Raw genomic sequence first — 24,987 nt, 5'->3', positions numbered from 1 at the left:
ATGATCCATGCGCTGATCTGGGCCCTGGTTGCGGCCCTGCTGACCATAAGCTGTGGCCTGGGGGTAATGCTCTGGCTGGCCGCCAAGCAGCGGCGCCGGATGCGGGCCCGCCTTCAGCGGACGCTGCACCGCCCCGGTGACGGGGCTCTTCGGCGTCCGGGAAGTCCCGGCTGGCTGGCGCAGCTCAGCGCGCTCTGGCCACAACGACCGGAAGCGGCGGCGGCCACTGAACGGCTCCTGCGCCAGGCCGGCTGGCGGCGCCAATTCGATTACGCCACCTTTGCCGGCTTGCGGCTGCTACTGGTACCGGCCATGATGCTGCTGTTGCTGTTGCTGCTCTGGGTGGTCGGCGGCCGGGCCCTGGAACTGTCCTGGATACTGCTGCCGACCGTCGGCGCGCTGGGCTGGCTGCTACCCTTGTGGGGCCTGCGGATGCGGGCCCGGGCCCGGCAGGCTCGCATCCGCCGGGAAGTACCGATGCTCGCCCAGTTGTTGCGGGTGTTGATCGAGGCCGGCCTGGGGCTTGACCAGGCCCTGTTGACGGTGGCCACCGATAACCGGGAGATTATCCCCGCTTGCAGTCAGGAGTTATCGGTGGTGATGCGCCAGGTGGAACAAGGGGCCGAACGCGGTACCACCCTGTTGGCCATGGCCCGGACTTTGGATGTTCAGGAGTTGCAGGACCTTTGCGAAATGCTGCGGCAGGTGTACCGTTACGGCGGTAACGTGCGCGATCCCTTACGGGAGTTTGTGGCCCTGCTCTATGATCGGCGCCGGATCAAGTTGCAGGAACGGGTGGGCAAATTGGCCGGCAGTATGACCATTATTGTAATCATCTTTTTTTTTCCGGCCCTGCTGGCGGTGGTCGCCGGTCCCGGCTTTATCGCCATCTGGCGAATGTTAACCGGTATAGGATAAAACACCATGCTCTATCTGCTTACCCTTTTTGGTCTGCTGCTGGGAGGTTGCACCTTCACCGGCAATAACGCCCAGCCTTTCGCGGAAGCGCCGACGGCAAACGTTGTCTGCCCACCCCGGGAACTACCGTCTGAAACGGTGATCCACCTCGATCTGATCGCCGAGATGCAACAGCAGGGTCTGTACCATGCCGCCCTGGCCCATCTGGATGCCCTGGAGGCCGACTTGGGCGAACCGCCGCCCCGGGCCCTCTATCTGCGGGCCGAAGCCTTGCGTCACAGCGGACAACCGGAGGCGGCGGAGGTCCTTTACCTGGACTTGACGACCAGTTGCCTGGCGGCTCGGGGGTATCGCGGTCTGGGCCGGCTGGCCATGGCCGCCGGCCGGCAGGAAGAAGGGGTAAGCCATTTGCGCCGTGCCGTGGCGCTGCAACCCACCGATGCCAGGTTTCGCAACGATCTGGGTTATGCCCTGCTGCTGGCCGGCCAACCGGCGGAAGCCCTGCCGCAACTCCGCACGGCCGTGGAGTTGGGGGGCGGCGAGCGGGCTTTGGTGAACCAGTTGCTGGCCCTGCTGGTGCTGGGCCGGTTTGGTGAAGCCGAAATGGTGGCTGATAATGCCGGCCTGCCACGGCCGGCCCTGGAACAACTGCGAGCTGCGGCGGCAAAGTTGGAGGCCCATGATGATCGTTGACCGGCAGCCTTTTATGGTAAATTCGCCACCAGCCGCCGGTTGCCTTCGGCCAGTGACGGTTCGGAGGCAAGGGGGCTCGATCACCGTTTCCAGTGTCATTTTGCTGCTGCTCCTGCTTTTGTTGATGGCCCTGACCCTTGATCTGGGCCGGCTTGCCTTGCAACGCCAGCAGTTGGCGGGGATCGCCGATGCGGCAGCACTGGCGGCCGCCAGCGCTTACGCCGCTTCCGGTGATTTCAGCGCCGCCGTAAGCGCTGCCCAGGAAGCGGCGGCACGCAACGGTTACGACGGTGACCTGACAGCAGAGGCTGACGCGGTGCAGGCGATCTTGGCGGTCAGCCAGGATGGCAGGTGGGAGTTTTTCGCCGGGCCGCCACCTTTCAACGCCATCTTGGTGACCGCCCAGCGGGAGGTTCCCTTCAGCCTGGTGATCGGCGGCATGATACCCGACAACCGGATCACCCTGTTCCGCCAGGCGGTGGCCCAGCAGGAAGAGGTGGCGGCGGGGCTGCTGGTGGGCAGCTTTCTGGCCGGCATCGACAGCCAGCAATCGGCGCTTCTCAACAGCCTGCTGACCTCCCTGCTGGGCCACGACAGCCAACTGAACCTCGATGTTGCGGCCTACGGCGGCCTGGCCACGGCCCGGGTCAGCCTGGCCGACCTGGTTGCCGAGGCCGCAGTGGGCACCCCCACGGAGCTGCTGGGCCTGCAATTGACCCTGGGCCAGTGGCTGGGGCAGCTGGCGGCGATTTTCAACCGGCAGGGCGAGACGGCGCTGGCTGTCAGCCTGACGCAGTTGGCCGCCGGGGTGGCGCCGCCGGGCCTGGAGGTGCAACTCCAGGACTTGCTGACGCTCAGCCTGGAGGATGAGCTGGCGGCGCTGGGGGTGGAACTGCCGCTCCTGGACCTGATTGTGGCCATGGGGTTGGCCGCCAACCGGGACCACCTGCTGTCGGTCGAACTGGCTCCCGCCCTGCTCAGCCAGCTGGGCCTGGCAGAGCTGGCCCTGGAGTTAAAGATCCTGGAGCCGCCCCGCTGGGCCATCGGGCCGCCGCTCCGCCACCCCGACACCGGTGCCTGGCTGACCCGGGCCGAAAACGCCCAGCTCGACCTGGCCCTGCACACGCGGCTGCTGGGCGACAGCGGCCTGCTGGGCGGCCTCTTGTCCCTGCTGGGCGCCGGCATCGCGGTGGAACTGGACCTCTGGCTGCAAGCCGCCGCCGCCGAAGCAGCCCTGACCGAGCTGCTCCGGCCCACCCCTTCTTACCCCATGGCCCGGGCCACCGTGGAGGCCGAGAGCCAGGTGGCGCGCCTGGGTATCGGCCGGTGGGAAAACGGCAATCTGCTGCCCTCCACTCTGCTGGACGTGAACCTGCCGCTGCTGGGCCAGATCTGTGTCGAGGCCAAAGCGGATGTTTCCCTGGGCGACCCGGCCCAGGAGTTATACTTTGTCTCGCTCAACGAGACGGCCAGAATCGGCACCTCCCCCGAACCCGCCCTGGCCCATGCCCTGAGCACCTTACTGAACCAAACCCAGTTATCTTCCTGCGGTTCCGGAGGGCTGCTGACCGATGATGTGCTCAATGCTCTGGGTGGGGTCCTGGAACCGTTGCTGGAGGACTTGCTGCTTGAGCTGCTCGGGCCATTGCTCCAGGCCTTGGGGGTGGATCTGGGCGGGGCCGATATCATGGTGTTCCACCTTGAACCCGGTACCCCCAAATTGCTGCATTGAGCGGCGGCCCAGTTTAGGCGCCCGGGAGAGAACTTGAAACAAGTTGATTTGGACAACGCAGCTTATGAATTTTAATTTTGCCTGGTTGTTACCGGTTATCATCGGCCTGGGCCTGGTCCTGTTACTGGCCCTCGCCGTGCGCCGTCGCCGACCGCCCCGGAGGGATAATCCTTTGTTGGCGCTGCAACCAACTTTGCCCGCCGCCAACGACGAAGGCCAGGAGCCGCCGCCGGCCGCCCCGGCCCCACCCCGGGCCGCTCCGGAACCGGCCGCCCGGGAACACTCCCCAGCCCCGGAACCGGTCCCCACCGGCATGGTGCTGGCCGAAATCGCCATTATGCTGCTCTCTCCGGTGGGCGACATCACTTATGCCAGCCCGGCCGCCTGCCGCCTGTTCGGCCTGGCGGCAGATGAACTGGTGGGCAAGCCGGCCAGCCGTCTGCTGCCTCCCTGGCGACAGGGGGAGTTAGTCGAGGAGCTGGCGAGCCACCACCCCGGTGAATGGGAAACCCAACGTTTGATCCAACACAATAAGCTGATCGATGTTCATCTGATTTCCCGGCCGCTCGCCGACGACACCGGCCAACCCACCGGCGGTCGGCTCTGGTGCCTGTGGGATATCACCCAGCAACGGCGCCAGGAAGGAACGTTGCGCCTGGCCGGGCGCAGTGTCGATCTGCTGCACGAAGGGGTCTTGATCAGCGATGTGGCTCGCGGTAACCTCATTGTCTATGCCAATGCCGCCGTGGAACGGATTACCGGCCACGCCGGCGAAGAGATTCTCGGCCGCAAGCCGCGTTTTCTCCACCAAACCGTTTCCGCCCACCCCGCCGGGGCTGAGGAGTTACGGCAAGCCATGGCGGAACGCCGTTCCTGCCACGTGATCCTCCATCAGCAACGTCCGGATGGCACGCTTTTCTGGCATGAAATCTCTCTGACCCCGCTGGTCAACGACCAGCAACACGCCACTCATTTACTCTTTTTGTTGCGCGATGTCAGCGAGCAGTTCGAGTTTATCCAGGAATTGCGGTGCCGGGAAGGCCGGGAACGAACGGTAATCGAACAGGCGCCCATTGCTATTTGCATCGTTGACCAGGAGCATCGTATCCGCACCGTCAATCCCATGCTGGAGCGGATGTTCGGCTACGACGCCGAGCAGTTGCTCCAAAATTCACTTTTTACCCTGCTGCCTGAAGTCGTCTGGCATGATGTGGTGCCGGAGCCGCCGGCCTATGAACGGCGGGGGGGGGAATTCATGCTGCAAAACCGCCGCGGTGAAAAGCTCACCGTTCTGGCCAGTGCCGTGGCCTTGAAGGAACCGGACGACAAACCGCTCACTGCCCTTTTTCTCACTGATATCACCGGCCGCAAACGGACCGAACAGGCCTTGGCCGAGGCCAAAGAACGGGCCATGGTCACCTTGGCGGCCATCGGCGAGGGGGTGATTACCACCAATAACCGGGGCGTTGTCGATTATCTTAACCCCGCGGCTGAACGGCTGACCGGCTGGACCCGGGAAGACGTCATGGGTATGGAACTCGACCAGGTTTTTGATTTGCGGGACGAAGAAAGCCGCCAGCCGCTGAGCAACCCCGTTGAGCGGGCGTTGCGCCTGGACCGTACCGTCAACATCACCCGGCGCGCCCTGCTGGTCACCAACGACAGTCGCGAGTTCAGCCTCCAGATCACCGCCACCCCGATTCATGATCGCCAGCAGAAAATCATCGGCGCGGTGATGGTTTTTCGGGATGTTTCCAAAATCCGGGTAGCCGAACGGCGTATGGCCCGGGAAGCCAAGTACGACGAACTGACCGGCCTGCGTAACCGCCGCGAATTCAATGCCCTGCTCAACCAGGCTCTGGCGGCGGCCAGTGAGGAGGGAAAGGAGCATGTGCTGGGCTACCTGGACCTGGACAAGTTTAAGATCATCAATGACACCTGCGGTCACGATGCCGGTGATGAAGTGCTCAAACAGGTGGCGGAACTGATGCAGGCCCAACTGCGCAACACGGATATCCTGGCCCGGCTGGGCGGAGATGAATTCGCCATCCTGCTCTCTTCCTGCCCCATGGAGGCGGGCCACAAAATCGCCGAGCAAATCCGCCGCGCTCTGGAAGAGTACCGCTTCACCTGGCATGGTCGCGCTTTCGAGCTGAGCGTCAGCATCGGCCTGGTCCAGTTGCAGGCCGACAGCGGGACCCTGGACGACGTGCTGAAAGCGGCCGACACCGCCTGTTACCAGGCCAAAGAGCAAGGGCGCAACCGGATTCAGCAGTATCAACCGCAGGCCTCCCAGGGGTCGGCGGCCGGCGCTCTCTGGCAGGATCGTATCCGGCAGGGCATCGCCGAGAACCGTTTCACCCTGTGGGCCCGTCGGTCGCGTATTCTCAGCAGCGACCAGCGGCTGCCGCACTATTACGAACTCTCTTTGACCCTGCGCGACGATCAAGGCCATTATCTGCCGGAGAGCTCCTTTTTGCCCATGGCCGAGCGGCACCAGTTGATCATGGATGTCGAAAAATGGAAAATCAGCACCCTGATGGCCAGAGTGGCCACCACTTGCGACCCCAATAAGGTTTATGCGCTCAAGCTTGCCACCATGGCCCTGCAGGTCAGCGAGCAGTTGTGCCCGTTTATCCTCCAGCAGGCGGAGCGTTGCGGTCTCAACAGCAAAAATATCGCTTTTGAAATCAACGAAACGGATCTGACGGCCAACTTCACCCGGGTCAAACGGCTCTTCAAGGCCCTGAAAAAGGCCGGCTTTCGCCTGACCATCGACCGTTTCGGTTACAACCGCGGCTCATTTGGTCACCTGGAAGAACTGGCCGTTGATTTCCTCAAGCTCGATGCCGGCATCACCAACTCCCTGCTGGAGAATCACGTCGACTATATTCTGGCCGAAACCGTCAGCCGCGTCGGCCAATTAATGCGCCTGCCGGTAATTGCTACCGGGGTCGATGATGCCAGCCTGCTGGCCGCCATGGAAGAGATGAAGATCGACTACGTGCTGGGCGAGGTGATCGACCCGGGCCGCCCCCTGGAAGAAATTATCTCCCGCTCCACCCAAGACCGCGTCTATGCCGGATCCGAACCCGGCAAGACAACCTTGCCGGTCCAGTGAAACGACAACCCCTTCATTAACCACCAAGCCCATTCAGGAGAAATCATGGAAAGTGCGCAACTGCTCAATCTCACCACCTTTGCCTATCTGGCCTCGGCGATCCTCTATGTCGCGATCCTGGTTTACGGTAGCAAAAACAAAACCCTGGGGCTGACCGCCACCCTGGTCACCATGGGAGCCCTGCTGCTCAGCACCATGGGCATCCTGCTACGCTGGCACGAAGCCGTGCAACTGGGCTTCGGTTACTACGCCCCCTTCTCTAACATGTACGAATCGCTGGTCTTCTTTGCCTGGTGCATCGCCCTGGCTTATCTGGTCCTGGAGTTTACGTACAAGAACCAGACCCTGGGGGCGTTTGCCATGCCCTTTGCCTTCCTGGCCCAGGCCTTTGCCGAGTACTGGCCCCAGTGGAACCAGGACCTGCGCCCCCTGCTGCCGGCCCTGCAGAGCAATTGGCTGATCGCCCATGTAATCGCCAGTTTTGTCGGCTACGCCGCCTGGGCCATCGCCTTCGGCATGGCGGTGATGTACCTGGCCAAGGCCCGCAATGTGGCAAGAAGCGGTCTGCCCGAGGGTACCCCCTTTTTCGCCGCCCTGCCCAGCCTGAAGGTGATCGATGAGGTGATTTACAAGACCATCTTCTTCGGCTTTCTCTGGTTCACCGTGGGGGGGCTGGTCTTCGGCGCCATCTGGGCCAACTCGGCCTGGGGCACCTACTGGAGTTGGGATCCCAAGGAAACCTGGTCGTTGATTACCTGGTTTATCTATGCCGCCACCCTCCATGTACGCTACACCCGGGGCTGGAGCGGCAAAAAGATCGCCTGGCTGGCGGTGCTGGGTTTTGCCTCCACCCTGTTCACCTACTACGGGGTCAACTTTATGTTGTCCGGCCTGCACAGCTATGGTTGATCAGCCGGCCTGTCGGTCATAACCGTTCAGCAGGGCCGCAGCTTCGGGTAAGAGCAGCCAGGCACCGCGTGCACCGTACGTAGGCTGTAGGCTTGGCTGCTCGCCCGAAGCTGTGGCACGGCTGTTCGTTTACGGTCAGGCTGACGTTTTTAACTGGGAATCACCAGCGGCAGTTCCAGGCGGAACACCGCGCCACCGGCCGGAAGGTTGGCGGCGCTCACGGTACCGCCATGATACTCCACGATCTTTTTGACATTTGCCAGCCCCATCCCGGTACCACCGCTGCGGGTGGTGAAAAAGGGTTGAAACAGCCGGTGCCGCTTTTCCGCCGTAACCCCCGGGCCATGATCCCGCACCTCGAATACCACCTGTTTGGCCCCGTCATCGCTGTTTTCCCCGAAGCGGGCCAACAGTTCCACCGTTTGTCCCTGGGGTGACCACTGGATGGCATTCAGCACCAGGTTGCTCAGCGCCCTGATCATCAATTCCCCGTCCAGTTCCATCCTGCAATCGTCGGTTTGATCGTCAACGGCAAGTTGCACGCCGGCCTGTTCCCGTTCCACCTCAACGGCCTCGACCACGCTTTGCAGCAGTTCCCCCATGCGGATCAGGCCCAGGCGCAGGGTCAGAGGTTTGCCGTAACCCAGCAGATCATTAAGCATTTTTTCCAGGCGCAGGGCCTGCTGGCGGCTGATCTCCGCCAGCTCGACCAGTTCCGGCCGCTGCAGCCCCTGTTGCAGCAGGCGGGTGGATTGTTGCAGCAGTTGGGTGTTCATCCGAATTGAAGAAAGGGGGTTGCGCATCTCGTGGGTCAATCCCGCCGTCAGTTCCCCGACCGCCGCCAGTGCCGCCGATTTGGCGGTCGCCCGTTCCACGGCCACCCGCCGCAACATCTCTTCGGCTTTTTTGCGCTGGGTAAGATCATGGGCCAGGCAAACAATTTCGCCCTTGTCCTGCTCGCCCAGCACCGGTGAGGTGGCGGAGAAAAGAACGGAAACCGCTTGCCCTTCTTTAGTTTGCAGGGCTATCTCCAGGTTGTCCACTTCCTTGCCGGCGGTCAGCAGATCCGATGCCAGTCGGGCAAAACGGATCGCGCTGCCGGGGGCCACAAAATCGCTGAGCGGCCGCCCCACCATTTCATCCTCGCCATAGCCCAGTAGCTTACCGGTGTAGTCATTGATTTTCAGCAGCTTCTGTTCGGCATCCAGCAGCATGAAACAGCCATTCATCTGGCGCAGGATACTGTCGACGTAATCCCGGGTCACCGTGGTCTGATCCAGTTCCCGGAGCAAATGCCAGATCGCCTCGGCCAATTGAAAGATTTCATCGTCCGTCCGGCCTTGGGGCGGCGAGCCGGCGTCCCGTTTGCGGGCATAACGGTCCACCAACTGCCGGACGCCCTGCAAGGGCTCAATCAGTTGGCGCAGGGCGAAACAACGACTGATCGCCATGGTGATCACCAGGACCAGCACGAAAAACAGGCCCAGGTACAAATTATGGCGTTGCGCCCGATCCCTTTCCAGCTCTACCAGCCCTTTGACTTTAGCGCTCAACTGCCCGGCCAGGGCCAGGAACTGTTGCTGCAGATCATCTTTCATCACCGCCAGTTCCGTAAGCTCCTGCTGACTGACCGCCCACTCTTCCCCCGCTTCCGGGAGTGCGAAATTGGCCTGGACCCGGCGGAGGTACTGCTCATGCCAGCGCTGCAGGTTGGCGATCCGGGCAGCCACCGGATCGCCATCATCCTCACGGGTCGCAAGGGTCAGCATTTCCGCCAGCAGTTCCTGCACCTGCACGCTCAACCGCTCGGCCTCGGCCAGTGTTCCCACGCTGCCGGAGACCAATGCTTCGTGGTAGTAAGCCAGTTCCAATTGCGACTTGGCCGCTGCTTCCACCCCTTGTCCGGCCAAAGGGTAATGGATTTCCAGCAGTTGGCTCAGGCGGCCGGTCTGCTGGCAACTGGCGTAAAAGCCGGCCAGGGTGGCCAGGCAGTAACCGGCCAGGGCAATCAACACGCAGGCGCGTATCTTGCTCCAGATCCCACCGGTGGCGGCCAGATTCGCCACTCTGCACCCCATATCTCCCTTCATTCCCGCTCATCCCGCCGGGGCGGTTGCTCCGCTGACGGCCCGGGAGCCGGGATAGGTCCCACTGGTCCGGGGCCGATAAATTCCGGTCGTAAAACCTGGAGCCGGTGGTTGAACATGTCGGCCACCACCACCCGGCCCTGCGCATCCACCACCACGGCGTTGGGGAAATTGAACCAGCGGGGGGCGGTGCCGCGACCGCCGAATTCGTGCAGGAAACGACCATTCAGGGAATAGACCAGGACACTGTGGCGCATGTAATCGACCACATAAACCAGACCGCGCCGTTCATCCAGCGCCAGTCCGCGGGGGCGGCTCAACTGACCGACATTGGCCCCTTTTTGGCCGAAACTGTAAAGCAGTTCTTCGCTGGCCGAATAAACATACACCTTGCCCGCCTCCTCGCTGAGACCATAGAGTCGTCCCTGCGTATCCCGGGTCAGGTAGCTGATCGGTCCCGCTGCGACTTCCTCTTCCCCGGTTACTTCCCCGCTTGCCAGAGGGGGCAGCCAGCGGCGAAAAGCGCCCTCCGGCGAGAGTACCATAACCCCCCGGGGATCACCGCCGGCCAGATAAATATCGCCGTTGCGCCCCACTACCCCCGCGGAGGGGACAAAATCGTGCTCTCCTTCCGGTGTATCCGGCGTCTTGAGTTCAATTTCGATCAGCGGCAGATAAGCGCCATCGAAGATAAGCAAACTCGGGGGGCGCTGGTCGATCCGCCCCTGAATTACCAGGACCCGGTGATCGGCGGGGGCAAAAAAAACCGCCCGGGGCCGCTGCAGACCCCGCCCTTTGCCCAGGAATAGGTGGGGGTAAAAATCGTAGTCGTAAACCACAAATCCCCCCCGGTCGGCCAGCAGCAGGTAGATCTCTTCCTGGGCGGGATCAAAGGCCAGCTGGGAAGGATAGCGCAACAAGTCGCCGCGATGATCCCGCAGGATCAGTTTTTCCAGCACCACATGCAAGTTTACCCCTGGTGGGACCGGGGCCGGCGGCCCCGCCGCGGTGGCGGTTCCGGCCGCTATCATAATCATCATCAACAACAGCAGCGGCCATAATCGTTCAGGACGCCGCCCAACAACCTTTTTCGCTCCGGTCATTTTATCCCCTCGGGCTGGTCAACGATGGCATGGCTTACAGACCGTTCCCCCCAACACCCTGCCACCCAGCAGAGCCGGGAAATCGGCTTGATGGGGATCATGGCAACTGGTGCAGGAGAGCCGGCGGCCTGGCCGGGCCGGATCATCAGCACCGGCCACCGGGTGCGCCCCGATTGGATGGCCCTTCTCCACCCCCCGCAGGGAGGTGTGGCAGCCAAGGCACAGCTCATTAATCTCCACTGCCAATAAAAACGGCTGCCCGGCGGCATGGGGGTCGTGGCAGGCCGTGCAACCGCCACCGCCGATAATGCCGTGCACATAACCCGCCACCCGTTCCGGATCATGGACCAGGGCGGTCTTGTCCCCGTGGCAGGCCACGCAAAGTTCACCCTTGCCGCCGGCCCACAATTGCCGCCGCCGGACATCCCCGTGGGGATCATGGCAGACGGTGCAGTCACCGACCGCCACCGGTGCATGCACATGAGGCTGCTTGAACAACTGTTCTTTACCACTATGACAGCGGAAACAGAGTTGGTCAACAGGCCCGGCCGGCAGCACCACCGTAACCTCCTCCGACGTCGGTCGGTGGCACTCCAGGCACTGGTAATTGATGGACGGACCGTGGCGCCAGGCCTGGGTTAACTTCTCCTGGTGGCAGGGCAGACAGACCTGCCTCCCGACTTCCCGGTAAGGGGCGGTGGGCCAGAGTTCCGCTTGCTCGCTATGGCACTGGCGGCAAGTCGCCGGCAGCAGTTGCCGGCGATGGAAACGGTACTGCTGCGCCTCATCGCCGGCAGGCCGGGGCCGATAAATCATTTCCAGACTGGGGCCGCCGGGCACCAGTTCCAGCCGGTTCAGCCCCTCATGCAATTCCAGACGGAAATGGGCAAATTGGGCAGCGGCGAGCTCCGTTGGGTACACCCCGTGCGGCTCTTGCAACTGCTGGTTGTGCCGCAGTTCCGGGCGATCTTCAGCTTGATCGGGCCATTGCACCACTACGGAGAGGTGGGTCCGCGTAGTCTGCCATACCTGCCCCTCCGGCGGCGCCAGAAATATCGCCGTCTCCGCTTCTGCCGTGGCGGCCGCCGCGGCCACCCAACAGCACAATAACCATCTCAACCATCTGTTTGTCATCCCGCCAACTCCGCTTCCCTTCATTGCTGAAAATTGTTACAACTCAATCCACCTTGGAGGCGCCTGTATGCTCACGGGGCATATGCCCGCCGGGTTACATGGCAAAGAGCGCACCCCGGCGCGGGCAGTAACCTTCGACCTGAACGGGCAAAAATAAAAGCAACACCAAGAACCAAATGGTATAGTAGTGCGATGAAGAAAAAGAAGGGCAGTCAAAGGAAGAGGTCGACGGGGAAGCGACCTTCTGGATAGACTTGACATTTATTTTACAACAGAGTTAACAAGCGGGCAAGCTGGAAACTGCCATCAGGAAAAAATATCTACGCTCGCTTGCAACCCGAATTTGGTGTCAACCGCCATGAAAATCTTAATCATCGATGATGACCAGGCCCTGGGCCGTTCGCTGCAAATCCAACTGGGGATGCAGCAACACGAAACCCGCTGCGCCCTAGCCGCCGAACGGGGTTTGAGCGAAGCGCGCGCGTTTGCCCCGGACCTGATCTTTCTGGATGTCAACCTGCCCGATTACAGTGGCCTGAAGGCTTTGTCCGCCCTGCTGGCCGGCCCCGGCAGCCCGACGGTGGTGGTGATCACCGGCGAGAGTGACAACACGGCGGTGGTGGAGGCCATGCACGGAGGCGCCTTCGATTTCCTGCGCAAACCCCTGGACTTGGATGAGGTGCGGCAGGTAATTAAAAGGGTGACCCACCTGCGGGCGGCCGCGCCGGCCGCCGCCGACCAGGAGGAGGCGCTCACCGAGAGCCCGGCGCCGGAAATGATCGGCAACCATCCGGCGATCATCGCACTGCATAAACAGATCGGCCTGCTGGCCCGCAGCCGGGTTACGGTGCTGATCGAAGGAGAGTCCGGTACCGGCAAGGAACTGGCGGCCCGTATCCTGCATCAGGCGGCCGCACCCGAGCAGCCTTTTGTGGCGGTCAACTGTTCGGCGGTGGTGGCCACCCTGCTGGAGAGCGAATTTTTCGGCCACGAAAAGGGGGCCTTCACCGGCGCCGACCAGACCAAAATCGGCAAACTGGAATACGCGGCCGGCGGCTCCATCTTTCTCGATGAAATCGGCGACATGCCGCTGGACCTGCAGGCCAAGCTGCTGCGGGTGCTGCAGGAGGAAGAGTTCACCCGGGTGGGCGGCCTGGAAACTCTCCCTCTCAAGGCCCGGATCATCGCCGCCACCCATTGCGACCTGCCCCGCCTGGTCCAGGAAGGGCGCTTCCGCGAGGACCTCTGGTACCGGCTCAGCGTTTCCACGATTCGCTTGCCGCCGCTGAGGGACCGGCGCAGCGATATCCCGCTGCTGACCGAAGTCCTGCTGACCCGCATTACCCAGCGTCTGCAATGCCGCCGGCCCCGGTTGAGCGGTTCGGCGCTGCGCAAGTTGCAGGCCCACAACTGGCCCGGCAACATCCGCGAACTGGAAAACGTCCTCACCCGGGCCGTGGCCTTGAGTGTTGATCCGGTGCTGGTGGCCGACGATCTGCAACTGGAGCCCCCGGCCGCCGGCCGGCCCGAGAGCAAGGAAGAACTCCTGAGCCTGGCGGCGGCAGAGAAACGCCACGTGGAACGGACCTTGGCGGCCGTGGACTGGAACATCAGCCAAGCCGCCCGCCGGCTGGCGGTTTCCCCCACCACCCTGCGCAAAAAGATCCGCGATTACCAACTGCAAAACCCCTTCACCCCCCCCTCTTCTTAATCTGTCGGCTCGCAGTTCCCCATCCCACAGCTCCCCTCCGCCCGGGCTCCGCAACCGCTTGCCTCATCACCACATGGTGCACGGTTGTGGGTGATCAGAAACTAGCCGGTATATTGATCAGTTTCTGATCGACTGCCTGTCACCTTCACCATTTGACTCCGTCTCGAAGGCAGTTCGGCATCTTCGCATTAGTCCGTTTGTTCTGCAATTTATTATTGTTAGCACCACTCCCGACCACAAATCGCACCATCCTGGCATGCAACTTGCTCTCTCGACTCTACAAGACCGGACCCAACCGGACCACGCTAGTGGGTTTCCACTGCGAGCCATGGCTTTCACCCTTACGGGATCCGGCCCCAACGGCGCCCCGGTCGACGCCGGCTAACGGTTAACGAACATGTAACAGGGAGGTAGTCAAGGTAAAGTACGGGGAATGAAGTCGACTGGGCGCCGCTGGGTTGTCCGCCGGGGTCCGACATCCCGGACCCTAGCGGTAAGGGTGCCACCACGGGAAGGTGCAAGTTGGAAGAGGTCAGAACCCAAAGAAGATGGAGCAGAGGAGGAAGGGCTAATGAAAAAGCAAATCAGGATCAACAAACAACTGTGGAAACCGTTGCTGGCCGCGGCGGTGATCGTCGGCAGCGGTTACCTGCTGGCCGACCAGGCGACGGCCCAGGTCAGCGGTGAATGTGTCAACTGCCATACCATGCACGGCAGCTTTGAAGGCGAGTCAATGGCCTACGATGAGTCAGAGGCGGTTTATCCCGCCCTGACCCGGGGGGATTGTCTTGGTTGTCATAGCAGTGATGGCACGCCGCTGAATCCGGATAATTATGCGCCGGCTATATATCATGCCGGCGAACCAATGGGCGAAACCGCCGCCGGCAGTTTTTACTGGGTGACCCAGGATGACCGTAAGGGCCATAACGTGGTGGGGGTTGTCGATGCCGATCAAGACATTAGCACCGCCCCGGGCGGCATGATGATGGGGCAAGTCACCTGTGCCACCGCCACCGGTTGCCACGGAGATCCCCAAACTCTCCCAGATGCAGGCAACTTTGCCTCCATCAGCGGTCAGCACCATGCCGAGCGTTATGATGAAAACAACCGGGTGAAGACGGGAGAGAGCATGCGGATGCTGCGCGGCGAAGTTGACGGTTATCGAGGAATGATGTGGGAAGCAGTACCGCAGGTCGAGAACCGCAATGTTTACTATGCCGTGCATCGCGAAAGTGCAGGTGATTCTACCGAACGCACCATAAGCAATATGTGTGCCACCTGTCATGGCGATTTTCACAGCGGAGATAAGATTACCGAAAACGGGATGTCCTCTCCCTGGCTGCGCCATCCCACCGACCTGGACATGGCCCAACTGGGCGGTGAGTACGAGAATTATGAGTTCACCTTCGAGGCCCCGGTGGGTTCCTCGCAGATGGACAGCTACGCAGTTGCCAAAGACACCAGCCAGTCCGCCGTCGTCACCTGCCTTTCCTGTCACCGGGCCCACGCCTCGGAGTACGACAGTATGCTGCGCTTTGATTACAGCGGTATCAAGGCCCACGAGGGTGCTGAGGCGACCGGCTGTACTCACTGCCATACCTCGAAGAGTTGAGAAGCCGCAGTGGCATATTGAGGTCGACCGGATGGGGTAAAGCAGCAACCCCAAAGACTCATCCCTCCTCCCCTTAGAAGAGTGCCGGTCGAAATTATCAACCCCAACCGGAAGCCGCCGGCCCGGGTCCTCAACCCCTCACACCCGGGCCGGCAGCTTACCGCATATCACCTCACCCGGCAGCGGCGACGGGTCTCGACCGTCTGCCGACGGCAACGGCGGCAGCGCTCAGGGACAGAGACAGGGATGAAGCACGAGGGAAGCACAACCGCCCGGAGCCGGGCCGGCCGATGGTTAATGCTGCGGTTGCTCCCGGGTCTGCTCTGGAGCCTGCCGGCCGCTTTCGCGCTGTCGGCTCTCCCGGCAGCCGCCGACCAGGCCCTCAGCGCCCGCTGGAGTCACCAGCAGGGTAAGGACGAGGCCACCCGCAATCAGTATGATCTGGGCTATACCCTGAACCTCAGCCAACAGTTGACGGAAACCATGACCCTCTACGAAACCTTCCGCTACAGCAGTCACTGGCGGCCGGAGGGCCGGCGCCAAAGCTACGATCCCGGGGTACGCCTGAACATCGACAACTACCTGTTCCGGTTCGACCTTCAGGGAGATGCCGGTTACCAGCAACGCTCGGCGGACGCCAGCCAACAGCGCCGCCACTGGGAAGCGCGCTGGGCCGGCAACTGGGATGACCGGCGGCTGCCCCGGTTGCGCCTCAACTACGGCGAGACCCGCCGCTTCGACCATCATGCCCCGCCCCGCCTCGACCAGACCGAACGCCGGGCCGCCCTGGCTCTGGCCTGGGGGGAGCGACCCTGGCGCCTCCAGTACCGCCTGAATCGCAACTGGCAGCAGCAACCGATTGAGTACCGCGACCAGGTGGACACCAACCAGTTTCTCCGCCTGGATGGCGACGGCCGTTTTTTCGCCGATCGCCTGCGCCTGGGTTTTTCCCAGCAATACCACCACCAGCGGCAGCAATTGGACAGCGCCGGCCGCGACCAACTCCGCCAGCCGGCGACGGTGGCCGAGGTTTTGCTGGGGCGCCACCAGCCGGGGCAGGAGCTGGACCAGGAACAGTTTACCGCCGCCGATCAACTGCCGGCCAATGACCGGGAGGGGGCCGCCGCCTTGACCACCGACGGCATCGACAGCCCGCCCTGGCATCTGCTGCTGCGCCTGGATTATCAACCGGTTAACCAGGTATACCTTTACACCGGCGAGGAACTGGCGCCGGGGGTTGCCGCCGATTTCAGCTTCGCCCTTTACGGCAGTGACGACGGCGTCGACTTCCAGCGCCGGGAAGAGAGCCTGGCCATGGTCTATAACCCCGCTGACCAGCGTTTTGAACTCACCCTGCCCCAGCGGGAGGAGCGCTGGCTGGCCCTGGTAATCACCGCCAGCTCCCTGGTGGAGGTGGCGTTCACCGGCCTGGCCGCCTCCCGGCTCCTGACCGTTGTCGATGAGCAGCACCAATTCAGCCGGCAGGCCGAAAGCCACCTCAGCGACCTGCGCCTGGCTTATCGCCTGAGCGAAAAGTCGAGTTTCGACAGCGGGATCGCCTTTGAACAGGGCGATTACCTCTCCGGCCAGAGCTTTCAGCGCCGGCGGCAGCACGCCCAGTTCAACTGGCGGCCGGCGGCGCTCAGCTCCACCCTGCGGCTGCACGAGCACCACGAGAACCTGGCCGGGCGGGAGGATACCCTGCGGCGCGGTTACAGCCTGCGCCTCAGCCACCCCCTGGGGCCGGCGGCGGATACCAGCCTGGGTTTGCATCGCACCGACAATTACGTGGCGGGCCGGCGGCAACGCACCAGCCACGAAGCCGGTCTTTACACCAGCGCCCGCCTATACCCCGATCTGCACGCCGATCTGGATTTGACCTGGCACAGCGGCCGCCAGCACCTGACCGGCAACACCAGTCGGCAACAGCACCTCCGGCTGAAGCTGCACAGCCGGCTGCGCCCCAACCTGCACGCCGAATTGCAGACCGACTACGGCCGGGAGCGAGCGACGGCCGCCGCCGGCCGGGAGAACAGCGGCGGCGAACTGCAGGTTAACTGGCGGCCCTCCGAACTGCTGGCGCTCACTGCCCGGGGCGGCAAGCGGTGGGAAAACGGGAGCAGCCGGCAAGATGATTTGCTGCTCCAGGCCACCATGAGACCCAGCCGCTCCACCCAGCTTTCCTGGCGCTGGCAGCACCATCGCAGTCTGGAGACCACCAATCGTTACACCATCACCGGCAGTTGGGCCCTAGCCCCCCAGCTGACGCTACAGGCCAACACTACCTACATCCGCCGCGGCGGGGAGCATGACTGGCGCTTTTACGGGCAGCTCAGCGCCCGTTACCGCCGCCACTGAAACGGGCCGAGGGAGTTGCCCAAGGGGGTTGCCGACATGATCTCAAATGTATCCTGCCGCACCGGTTGCCGGCCGCTGCTCTGGCTGCTGTTCTTGCTGCTGCTCCAGCTCCTGCTGGCCGGCGGCGGTTGCGCGACCCGGGCCGGGGATTACTACCTGCGGGACGACATCGACCTGGAATATATGCGCCAGATCGCCGTGCTGTCGTTGGCCAACAACAGCCGGGACGAGTTTGCCCCGGAAATGGTACGGGATATCATTATGACCCGGGTGTTGCACCGGCGCCTGTTCGACGTGGTGGACAAGGGGCTGGTGGACAGCCGGATGCGGGAGGAGGTGCTGGATCCCGGCCAGCCGCTGGATGCCGTCACCCTGCAACGGCTGGGCCGGCACCTGCAGGTTCAGGGAGTGTTGCTGGGCACCGTGGATGTGGCCGCCGAGCAGCGCAAGGGGCCGGTGACCTACCCGGAGCTGGCGCTTACCCTGCGCCTGTTGGACGTGGAAAGCGGGCTGGTGATCTGGCAGGCCGGCGGCAATGCCGATGGCGATTCTTTCAGCCGGCGGCTGTTCGGCCTGGCCGCCCGGGATCGTTACCAGGTGGCCCGGGGACTGGTGGATGAGTTGCTGGCCACCATTCCCCGCTAGAGCGGGTGGTGGCGCCATGGCTGCAAACCGCCCCAGCGCCCGACCGGCGGCGTTCCGGTGCCGCCGGATCAGGCTAACTCAATGGTTGATGGTGACAATCATGGCACTGTGGATGGCGCTGCCCGGCAGCGTGAACGCCGCCGGTCGGTTGGCGGTGTTGCCGGTGGAAGATCTGAGCCGGGGTGACAACGGGATGAACCCGACCATCACCGAGCACCTGCGACACGCCCTGGAGCAACGGGGGGTACGGCAGGTGGCGGCCGCCGAGGTGCGGGACTTCATGGTCCGCCACCGCATCCGTCAGCTGGGCCGGATCGACAGCCGCCAGGCCCTGGCCCTGTACCGGGAACTGGGGGCCGACTACCTGTTGCTGGGCACGGTGACCCAGAGCCGGCAGCAGGAGCCGCCGGGGCTGGGGTTGACACTGCAGTTGATCCGCAGTGCCGAAGCCCGCCTGCTCTGGGCCGGCGGCGCGGAGTTGAGCCGGGCTGATCTGCGGCGCCTGTTGACCATTGCCGAACCCCGGGAGCTGAGCAAGTTGGAACAGCAGGTGGTGGCGGCCGCCCTGGCGGACTGGCCCCGGGATTTCACCCTCCTGCAGCCGGGGAAGGCCCCCCTGCCGCCGGCGGCGCGCGTTGAATTAACGCCGGACATCGCCCGTCCCGGCGAGCAGATCACTTGCCGGATCTATCCCCTGGACCCGGTGGACCAGGTGGACCAGGTGGATCCGGGAATCCGGGAGGCGGAGCAGGAAGTCGCGGTACTGATCGACAATCAGCAGTGGCGGGCCGTTTACCAGGCCGACAGCGGTTACTATGAAGTCAGCTGGCCCGCCCCGGCCGCCGACGGCCACTATTCGGTCCGGGTACGCCTGGGGCTGGCGACCCCCGCGGCAAGTGCTGAACACCGGCTTTTTCGCGCCGGGACCCTGCTGGTGGATGGCAGCGGTCCCCGCCTGCACCTGACCTTGCGCGGGCAGGAACTCAACGGCTCCGTGGTGCTCCGCGATCGGTTGCGCATCGTGGCCGCCATGGAACAACCGGAACCGTTGAGTGCCTGGGAAATTGAAGTGTTGGACGACCAGCGAAGGGTGATGCGGGCCGAAGACGGACGCGACAATCTGCCCTCCGGTTTCCGCTGGCAGGGGCGGCGCCAGGATGGCCGGCCGGTGCCGGACGGTCACTACCGGGTCAGATTAACGGTCTGGGACCGGGCCGGCAACCAGGGGACGGCGGAAGCGCCTTTTCTGGTGCTGCGCCAGCCGCCGCCGCTGCAAACCTCCCTGGTGCACCGGGCCGACGGCCTCCGGCTGCACCTGGCGGCCGGCGACGCCCCGCCGGTAACCACCTGGCAACTGGAACTGCGCAATGAGCAGCAGCAGATTGTTTTCGCGGCCGACGGTGACCGCTTGCCGGTGGAACTGGCATTGCCGGCGGCGGTGGTGGCCGCCGAACCGGTGCTGCTGCTGGTCCGGGGTCGTGATCAGGTGGGTAATCAGATCCGGCTGGAGCGCCGGGATCTGTTCCGGCAGGAGAACGGGGAGGAGGAGAGCAGCGATACCGATGAGGCTGACAGTGATTACTGGACGGTGGATTTTTAAAGCCGGCGCCGGCGCTGCCCTGCTGCTGACCCTGGCTCTCCAGCAGGTTGCCTGCAGCAGCGCCCTGCCGCATTCCCAGGCCTACCGGCCGCTGCCCCTGGCCGAAGCGCCACGCAGCCTGGCGGTGCTGCCGGTGATCGATCACGGCGATCATCCCCCGGGCGGCCGCCTCCTGATGTTGCTGCTGGCCGACGAACTGGCCGCCTGCCGGCAGTGGCGGGTGGCCCTGGAGGGTGATGTAATGAATGTCTACCGCCAGTTGCGGCTGCCGCCGTGGCAAGTACCGGACCAGCACCAATTGCAGGCCATTGCCGGCCGGCTGGGGGCCGAGCTGCTCATCGCCGGCGAGGTCTTGGCCATGGAAGAACGACCTGCCGCGGACCTGACCCGCACCATGCTGGAAGTGCGGGTCAGGGTATTCGACCGCCATGGTCGCCAGCTCTGGAGCACCAGTCACCAGCGTCGGGGTGAAGATTATCGTACCCTTCTGCACTTCGGTGTACCGCACACCATCAGCGGCTTGGCGCGTAACGCGGCAGGCGAAATTTTAACCCATTGGCAAGGTAAGGAGTGGTTGTTATGCCCCGATTCCTGATGCTCCTGGTGCTGGCGACCCTGCTGGCACCGCTCGCCGATCCGGCGGCGGCCCGCGGTTTGCAGCCGAAGCCGGAGACCCCGCTGGTCACCATCGACGGCACCGTGTATACGGTGGCCGATTTCCGGCCTTGGTGGCGGGAATGGCGGGAAGCGGAGACCCCGCTGCCGACCACCCTCGACCCCTTCGTGGAATGGCACCTGCAAGCCCACGAGGCGCAACGGATGGAGCTCTATCGGGAAGCCACCTTCCAGCGCCGGGTGGAGGTCTTTCGCCGGGTCCGCTCTTTGATGCGTTTGAAGGCGGAAGAGGTGGACCAGCGCATCGAACTGACGGATGACAGGCTATACCAACTCTACCTGGAACAGCACACCCCGGTCCTCCAGGTACGCAACTTCTTTTTCCATACTGAAGAGCAGGCCACCGCCGCGGCCGCCGAGCTGCAGGAGGGGCACCGCACGGCGGACGAGCTGGCGACACTGCCAACGGACGCAGGTGGTCCCGACCACAGCGGGGAGCGCCGCTTGCACCTGCCCCGCAAGCCGGCGGATTGGCAGCAGGCCCTGGCCGGCGCCGTCCCGGGGGATGTGGTCGGGCCGCTGCCGGGAACCCATGGCGCCATCGTTTTACAGATTATCGCCGCGGTGGAAAGCACCAGCGCCGATCTGGAGCCGCACCGCGCCGGCCTGGAACGGGATCTGCGGCGCCGTGAGGAGCAACGGCTGACCAGCGAACTGGTGGCACGGTTGCGAGCCAAATTCGCCGTGGAGATCAACCACGAACTGCTGGCCCGGCTCAGCCCGGAACCACCGGGGGAGGAATTGGCCGACCTGGTGCTGATTGACAACAACCAGGAACCGATCACCGTTGCTCAATTCTGGGCCGTCTTGGGCCGCGAGCAGGAATTTCGCCGCCGCCACCAGTTTGCCGCAGAGGAGTTCGAGCGCCTGAAACAAAGGGTGGTCAACGGGATCATCGCCCAGACTCTGATCTCCTGGGAGGCCGACGCCCGCGATTACCACCGGCGTGAGCCGCTGGCCCCGATTTACCAGTTTTACCGCCAGCACCGGCTGATCCAGGAGTTGGACGCCCGCCTGATTCAGCCCCGAACCGTGGTGGAGGAGGCGGAGATCGAGGATTACTACCAGCGGCACCCCGAACTTTTCACCCGGCCGGAGGAGCTCAGCTTCATGCTCTTTACCGGCCCGGCGGAACTGGTCGACGACCTGCGCCGGGAGATTGTCGGCGGCCGCGATTTCACCGCCGCCATCAGCCGGCACAGTCCCGGCGGGGCGCCGCGGCAGCGACTGGCGGTGACCGAACTCGATCCGGCTGTCGCCGCGGTGGCGGCGGAACTGGCGCCGGGCGAGGTCAGCCGCCTCTTTCCCCTGCATAATCATTACGCCCTGCTGCGACTGAGCGGCCGCCATCCCGGCCGACTCCAGCCGTTGGCGGCGGTCCGGGAGGAAATCCGGCAGACCTTGCAGGAACAAAAAGAACAGGAGGTCAGGGCGGAACTGATCAACCGGCTGCGGCAGCATGCCGCCATCGAAATCAATCAACCGGCCTGGCAACGCCTGCGCCGGGAGTTGGAGAGCCATGAAAAGAACAGCAATTAATCGCGCCCACCTGGCGACGTTGATCCTGCTTGTCGCCCTGGCGGCACTCCTGCTGGCCGCCTGCCGGAAGGACGGCCCGGCGGACGAGCAGCGCACCACCCAACGCCAGACCTGTGTCGATTGCCATGCCGAAGAAAGCGCCGCCTTTGCCCGGGGCCATACCCACGCCCCGGTGGCCGAGGACCGGTGCGCCGCTTGTCACTTGCCCCACGGGGTAATCGGCGGCGCCCATCTGCGCCAGCCGCAACCCCGCCTCTGCCTGGAGTGCCACCAGGAGCAGCGGGCGGCGGTAACCGACCCCGCGGGCAGCCATCCACCGCTGCGGGGGGGCGACTGCAGCCGCTGCCACGACCCGCACCACAGCCACCACCCGCAACTGCTGCCCGCCGTCGGCGCCGACTTCTGTTTCCGGTGCCATGAACAGGCGCCATTTCGCAAACCGGTACAGCATGCCCCCCTGTCGGCGCCGGAGCAGTGCCTGAGCTGCCACCAGTCGCACCACAGCGACCAGTCGCCGCTGCTGCGCCAGGCCGCCGCCCCGCTCTGCCTCTCCTGCCACCCCGCCGAAGAGAGCGCCCAGTTGCAGGGGCACCACGGTTATCAGGTAACGGACAACTGCCTGGCCTGCCATGAACCCCACGCTACTGACAGCCCCGGCCTGATGCGGGCCCGGGTTCACGAACCGGTGCGCCGGGGTGAATGCCACCGCTGCCATGAGGTCGCCGACGGCCAACTGCGCCGGCCGGAACCGGACGCCGGACAGCTCTGCCGGCAGTGCCACGATCCCGACCACTGGCCGCGCAGCAACCACCCCCCCAGCCGCGACCGCGATTGCCTCCAGTGCCACAACGCCCATGCCGCCGACCAGCCGGCGCTGCTGCAGCAACCGGCCGGTCGCTTGTGCCTGCAGTGCCACGATCCCGGCCCCACCGACCATCCCACCCGCAGCCACCATGCCCCCGTCCGCGACGGCCGGTGTCTTGAGTGCCACCAGGAACACGCGCCGCCGGCGGCGCGGCAACTGCAGGCCGAGCCGGCGGCGTTGTGTGCCACCTGCCACGCCCAAAGCGACTACGGCGGCGGAGCGGGGGCACACCCGCCGGCGGCGGCGCAACAATGCAATTTTTGCCACCAGCCCCACCAGTCGCCGGAGAGGAAGCTGCTGACCCAGCCCGACGGCCTGCTCTGCCTGGAATGTCACCAGCAGCTCGATAATGAGTTGACCCTGTTCAGCCTGCACCCTTCTTTTGCCCGCGGCCAGTGCAGCCAGTGCCACGATCCTCACCAGGCCCCGGAGCCGGCCCTGCTGGCCCGGCCGGCCGCGGGCGGCGCCCTGTGCCGGCAATGCCATGCCGCGCCCGACGCCCTCGCGACAGCGGCCGGCGGTCATCCCCCTTATCGGGACGGCGTTTGCCTGCACTGTCACGCTCCCCACGCGGCCGATCACGCCTTTGTCCAGCGCCGGCCCACCGGCGAGTCCTGCCTGGCCTGCCACCAAGCGATCCGGGGGCAGCAGGAGCAGCCTCATCCCCACCCGCTGCTGGCTCAGGGTAACTGCACCGGCTGCCACACGGCCCACGGCAGCGGCCAGGAACACCATCTGTTGCGCGAGCAGCCGGAATTGTGCCTCAACTGCCACCAGCAGGCCGCGGCCCACTGGGAGGAAGGCTTTGCCCACGCCCCGGCCCGCGGGCGCTGTACCGATTGCCACCAGGGCCACGGCGGCCAACAGCCCCACTTGCTGACGGTTGACGACGGGCAACTCTGCCTGCAGTGCCACCGGACCGATAGCCCTGCTTTCCGCCAGCGCCACGGCGGCTTTGCCCCCGGCGGCGCCAGTTGCCTGGGCTGCCACGACCCCCATGGCTCCCCCGCCGCCGGCCTGTTGCATCCGGTCCTGCACACCCCATTTGCCCAGGGGGTCTGCCGCGACTGTCATCCCGGGAGGAACGACTGATGCGTTACCTGTTGTTTTTTGCCCTGATCGGTTTAATCGCCGGCGGCGGTTCCCTGGCCGCCCGGGCCGAGTACGGGGTGCCGGCCGCCGAGGTGGGCTGTTTCGACTGCCACCAGCAGGTCGACTTCCAAGGACCCGTCAGCCACCAGCCGGTGGCCCGGCAGGAGTGCAGCGCCTGTCACAATCCCCACGCCGCCCGCCACCGGGGGCTGTTGATGGAAACCGGCGCCAAACTCTGTTACCAGTGCCACCCCCCTCACCCCGAAGAGGAAATCTGGGGCGGCACCCACCAGCCGGTGCGGACCGGCGACTGCCTGGCCTGCCACGACCCCCACCGGGGAGAATATCCCGGCCTGTTGAGCCGGGAGCCGGCCGCCACCTGCCGGGACTGCCACCCCCGGGCAGCGGAACGGGCGGTGGGCCATGCCCCGTTCAGTGAAGGTCGCTGCACCGCCTGTCATCAGCCGCACCAGGCCGGCCACCCCGGCCTGCTGCGGCAGCCGGCCGACCAGTTGTGTCTCTCCTGCCACCAGCAAGCTGCCGACGCCCCCGGCCATCAGGGGTTCGGCGGCCTGCTGCGGGAGTGCCTGAGCTGCCACCAGCCCCATGAAAGCGATCGGCCGGGCCTGTTGCGCGACCACCTGCATCCCCCCTTTGCCGCCGGGGACTGCGCTTCCTGCCATGACCGGCCGGCCGGGGAAGGCAGCGCCACCTGTATCTCCTGCCACCGCGAAGTCATGGCGGAGATGCGCAAGCCGACCAATCATCTGCTGGCCGGGTCGCAGAATGGTTGCATCCAGTGTCACAGCCCCCATGCCGGCAACGACGACCGCCTGTTACGGATGGCCGGCGACCGGGTCTGCCAGCAGTGCCACCAGGCTACTTTTCAGCGGCAGGCCACCAGCCGGCACCATCATCCGCCGCTGCCGGCCTGCACCGAATGCCACCAGAGTCACGGCTCGGATCAGGTCGCCATGCTGCGGGCGGCGGACAGCACCCTCTGTACCCGCTGCCATGAACGGCAGGGCACCCTCAGTCATCCGGTGGGAGAAGAAGTGATCGACCATCGCACCAACCGGCCCATGACCTGCACCACCTGTCACGACCCCCATGGCACCCCGTTTCAGTTCCACCTGGTGCAGAGTCATCACCGTGATTTGTGCGTGCAATGCCATCGTGCCTACTGACCTGGG

17 protein-coding genes are annotated in these 24,987 nt (G+C 64.4%); 14 read left to right on the top strand and 3 right to left on the bottom strand.

The features are described from left to right. The 5 genes from DAAHT2_RS03920 to ccsB all read left to right on the top strand — a co-directional run bounded on the left by DAAHT2_RS03920 (position 1) and on the right by ccsB (position 7,373). On the top strand, positions 1–918 hold the full coding sequence (locus DAAHT2_RS03920) for a type II secretion system F family protein (protein ID WP_013163004.1): 918 nt from the start codon (positions 1–3) through the stop codon (positions 916–918). 6 nt (positions 919–924) lie between these two features. Next, positions 925–1,611 carry a tetratricopeptide repeat protein gene (locus DAAHT2_RS03915; RefSeq protein WP_013163003.1) on the top strand — a complete coding sequence of 229 codons (687 nt, stop codon included), beginning with the start codon at positions 925–927 and terminating at the stop codon, positions 1,609–1,611. A 52-nt stretch (positions 1,612–1,663) separates the two neighbouring features. After that, positions 1,664–3,343, top strand: coding sequence for a pilus assembly protein TadG-related protein (locus DAAHT2_RS03910; RefSeq protein WP_157861409.1), 1,680 nt, complete (start codon positions 1,664–1,666; stop codon positions 3,341–3,343). Between the two features lie 64 nt (positions 3,344–3,407). Beyond that, positions 3,408–6,464 carry a PAS domain S-box protein gene (locus DAAHT2_RS13775; protein ID WP_013163001.1) on the top strand — a complete coding sequence of 1,019 codons (3,057 nt, stop codon included), beginning with the start codon at positions 3,408–3,410 and terminating at the stop codon, positions 6,462–6,464. 45 nt (positions 6,465–6,509) lie between these two features. Continuing rightward, a complete protein-coding gene (ccsB, locus tag DAAHT2_RS03900; protein ID WP_013163000.1) occupies positions 6,510–7,373 on the top strand; it encodes a c-type cytochrome biogenesis protein CcsB in 864 nt (287 codons plus the stop codon). A 149-nt stretch (positions 7,374–7,522) separates the two neighbouring features. Here the strand turns inward: ccsB and DAAHT2_RS03895 are convergent, their stop codons facing one another. From DAAHT2_RS03895 to DAAHT2_RS03885, 3 genes are all read right to left on the bottom strand, one after another. After that, positions 7,523–9,463 carry a sensor histidine kinase gene (locus DAAHT2_RS03895; protein WP_013162999.1) on the bottom strand — a complete coding sequence of 647 codons (1,941 nt, stop codon included), beginning with the start codon at positions 9,461–9,463 and terminating at the stop codon, positions 7,523–7,525. Continuing rightward, positions 9,460–10,500 (bottom strand): NHL repeat-containing protein, encoded by a 1,041-nt coding sequence (locus DAAHT2_RS03890; protein ID WP_041718803.1) that lies wholly within the window; start codon positions 10,498–10,500, stop codon positions 9,460–9,462. Before DAAHT2_RS03890 ends, DAAHT2_RS03895 begins: the two co-directional genes overlap by 4 nt. An 81-nt stretch (positions 10,501–10,581) precedes the next feature. Then, positions 10,582–11,697: a cytochrome c3 family protein gene (locus DAAHT2_RS03885; protein ID WP_013162997.1), complete on the bottom strand. Its 1,116-nt coding sequence runs from the start codon at positions 11,695–11,697 to the stop codon at positions 10,582–10,584. Positions 11,698–12,055: 358 nt separating this feature from the next. Between DAAHT2_RS03885 and DAAHT2_RS03880 the strand changes: the two genes are divergently transcribed. The 9 genes from DAAHT2_RS03880 (at position 12,056) to DAAHT2_RS03840 (ending at position 24,981) form a co-directional block, all read left to right on the top strand. Then, on the top strand, positions 12,056–13,408 hold the full coding sequence (locus DAAHT2_RS03880) for a sigma-54-dependent transcriptional regulator (protein ID WP_013162996.1): 1,353 nt from the start codon (positions 12,056–12,058) through the stop codon (positions 13,406–13,408). Positions 13,409–13,979: 571 nt separating this feature from the next. Continuing rightward, on the top strand, positions 13,980–15,020 hold the full coding sequence (locus DAAHT2_RS03875) for a cytochrome c3 family protein (protein WP_013162995.1): 1,041 nt from the start codon (positions 13,980–13,982) through the stop codon (positions 15,018–15,020). Between the two features lie 246 nt (positions 15,021–15,266). Beyond that, a complete protein-coding gene (locus DAAHT2_RS03870) occupies positions 15,267–17,378 on the top strand; it encodes a hypothetical protein (protein WP_013162994.1) in 2,112 nt (703 codons plus the stop codon). A gap of 36 nt (positions 17,379–17,414) precedes the next feature. Beyond that, complete coding sequence (locus tag DAAHT2_RS03865) at positions 17,415–18,023, top strand: LpoB-related protein (RefSeq protein ID WP_013162993.1); 609 nt, start codon at positions 17,415–17,417, stop codon at positions 18,021–18,023. Between the two features lie 100 nt (positions 18,024–18,123). Continuing rightward, positions 18,124–19,623 carry an LpoB-related protein gene (locus DAAHT2_RS03860; protein ID WP_013162992.1) on the top strand — a complete coding sequence of 500 codons (1,500 nt, stop codon included), beginning with the start codon at positions 18,124–18,126 and terminating at the stop codon, positions 19,621–19,623. Then, on the top strand, positions 19,598–20,218 hold the full coding sequence (locus DAAHT2_RS03855; protein WP_041718799.1) for a hypothetical protein: 621 nt from the start codon (positions 19,598–19,600) through the stop codon (positions 20,216–20,218). The genes DAAHT2_RS03860 and DAAHT2_RS03855 overlap by 26 nt, the downstream gene beginning before the upstream one ends. Then, positions 20,203–21,837, top strand: coding sequence for a peptidyl-prolyl cis-trans isomerase (locus tag DAAHT2_RS03850; RefSeq protein WP_013162990.1), 1,635 nt, complete (start codon positions 20,203–20,205; stop codon positions 21,835–21,837). Before DAAHT2_RS03855 ends, DAAHT2_RS03850 begins: the two co-directional genes overlap by 16 nt. Then, positions 21,818–23,794 (top strand): cytochrome c3 family protein, encoded by a 1,977-nt coding sequence (locus tag DAAHT2_RS03845; protein ID WP_013162989.1) that lies wholly within the window; start codon positions 21,818–21,820, stop codon positions 23,792–23,794. Before DAAHT2_RS03850 ends, DAAHT2_RS03845 begins: the two co-directional genes overlap by 20 nt. Further along, on the top strand, positions 23,794–24,981 hold the full coding sequence (locus DAAHT2_RS03840; RefSeq protein WP_013162988.1) for a cytochrome c3 family protein: 1,188 nt from the start codon (positions 23,794–23,796) through the stop codon (positions 24,979–24,981). The genes DAAHT2_RS03845 and DAAHT2_RS03840 overlap by 1 nt, the downstream gene beginning before the upstream one ends. Positions 24,982–24,987 lie beyond the last annotated feature (6 nt).

This window comes from Desulfurivibrio alkaliphilus AHT 2 (assembly GCF_000092205.1).
GTDB lineage: Bacteria > Desulfobacterota > Desulfobulbia > Desulfobulbales > Desulfurivibrionaceae > Desulfurivibrio > Desulfurivibrio alkaliphilus.
This window is presented reverse-complemented; position numbering and strand designations above follow the sequence as displayed.

Coding starts and splice junctions, on each gene's coding strand:
- DAAHT2_RS03865 (WP_013162993.1), top strand. CDS start 17,415: ATGATCTCAAATGTATCCTGCCGCACCGGTTGCCGGCCGCTGCTCTGG.
- DAAHT2_RS03845 (WP_013162989.1), top strand. CDS start 21,818: ATGAAAAGAACAGCAATTAATCGCGCCCACCTGGCGACGTTGATCCTG.
- DAAHT2_RS03870 (WP_013162994.1), top strand. CDS start 15,267: ATGAAGCACGAGGGAAGCACAACCGCCCGGAGCCGGGCCGGCCGATGG.
- DAAHT2_RS03885 (WP_013162997.1), bottom strand. CDS start 11,697: ATGACAAACAGATGGTTGAGATGGTTATTGTGCTGTTGGGTGGCCGCG.
- DAAHT2_RS03915 (WP_013163003.1), top strand. CDS start 925: ATGCTCTATCTGCTTACCCTTTTTGGTCTGCTGCTGGGAGGTTGCACC.
- DAAHT2_RS03890 (WP_041718803.1), bottom strand. CDS start 10,500: ATGATGATTATGATAGCGGCCGGAACCGCCACCGCGGCGGGGCCGCCG.
- DAAHT2_RS03840 (WP_013162988.1), top strand. CDS start 23,794: ATGCGTTACCTGTTGTTTTTTGCCCTGATCGGTTTAATCGCCGGCGGC.
- DAAHT2_RS03920 (WP_013163004.1), top strand. CDS start 1: ATGATCCATGCGCTGATCTGGGCCCTGGTTGCGGCCCTGCTGACCATA.
- DAAHT2_RS03895 (WP_013162999.1), bottom strand. CDS start 9,463: ATGAAGGGAGATATGGGGTGCAGAGTGGCGAATCTGGCCGCCACCGGT.
- DAAHT2_RS03880 (WP_013162996.1), top strand. CDS start 12,056: ATGAAAATCTTAATCATCGATGATGACCAGGCCCTGGGCCGTTCGCTG.
- DAAHT2_RS03860 (WP_013162992.1), top strand. CDS start 18,124: ATGGCACTGTGGATGGCGCTGCCCGGCAGCGTGAACGCCGCCGGTCGG.
- DAAHT2_RS03875 (WP_013162995.1), top strand. CDS start 13,980: ATGAAAAAGCAAATCAGGATCAACAAACAACTGTGGAAACCGTTGCTG.
- ccsB (WP_013163000.1), top strand. CDS start 6,510: ATGGAAAGTGCGCAACTGCTCAATCTCACCACCTTTGCCTATCTGGCC.
- DAAHT2_RS03850 (WP_013162990.1), top strand. CDS start 20,203: ATGCCCCGATTCCTGATGCTCCTGGTGCTGGCGACCCTGCTGGCACCG.
- DAAHT2_RS13775 (WP_013163001.1), top strand. CDS start 3,408: ATGAATTTTAATTTTGCCTGGTTGTTACCGGTTATCATCGGCCTGGGC.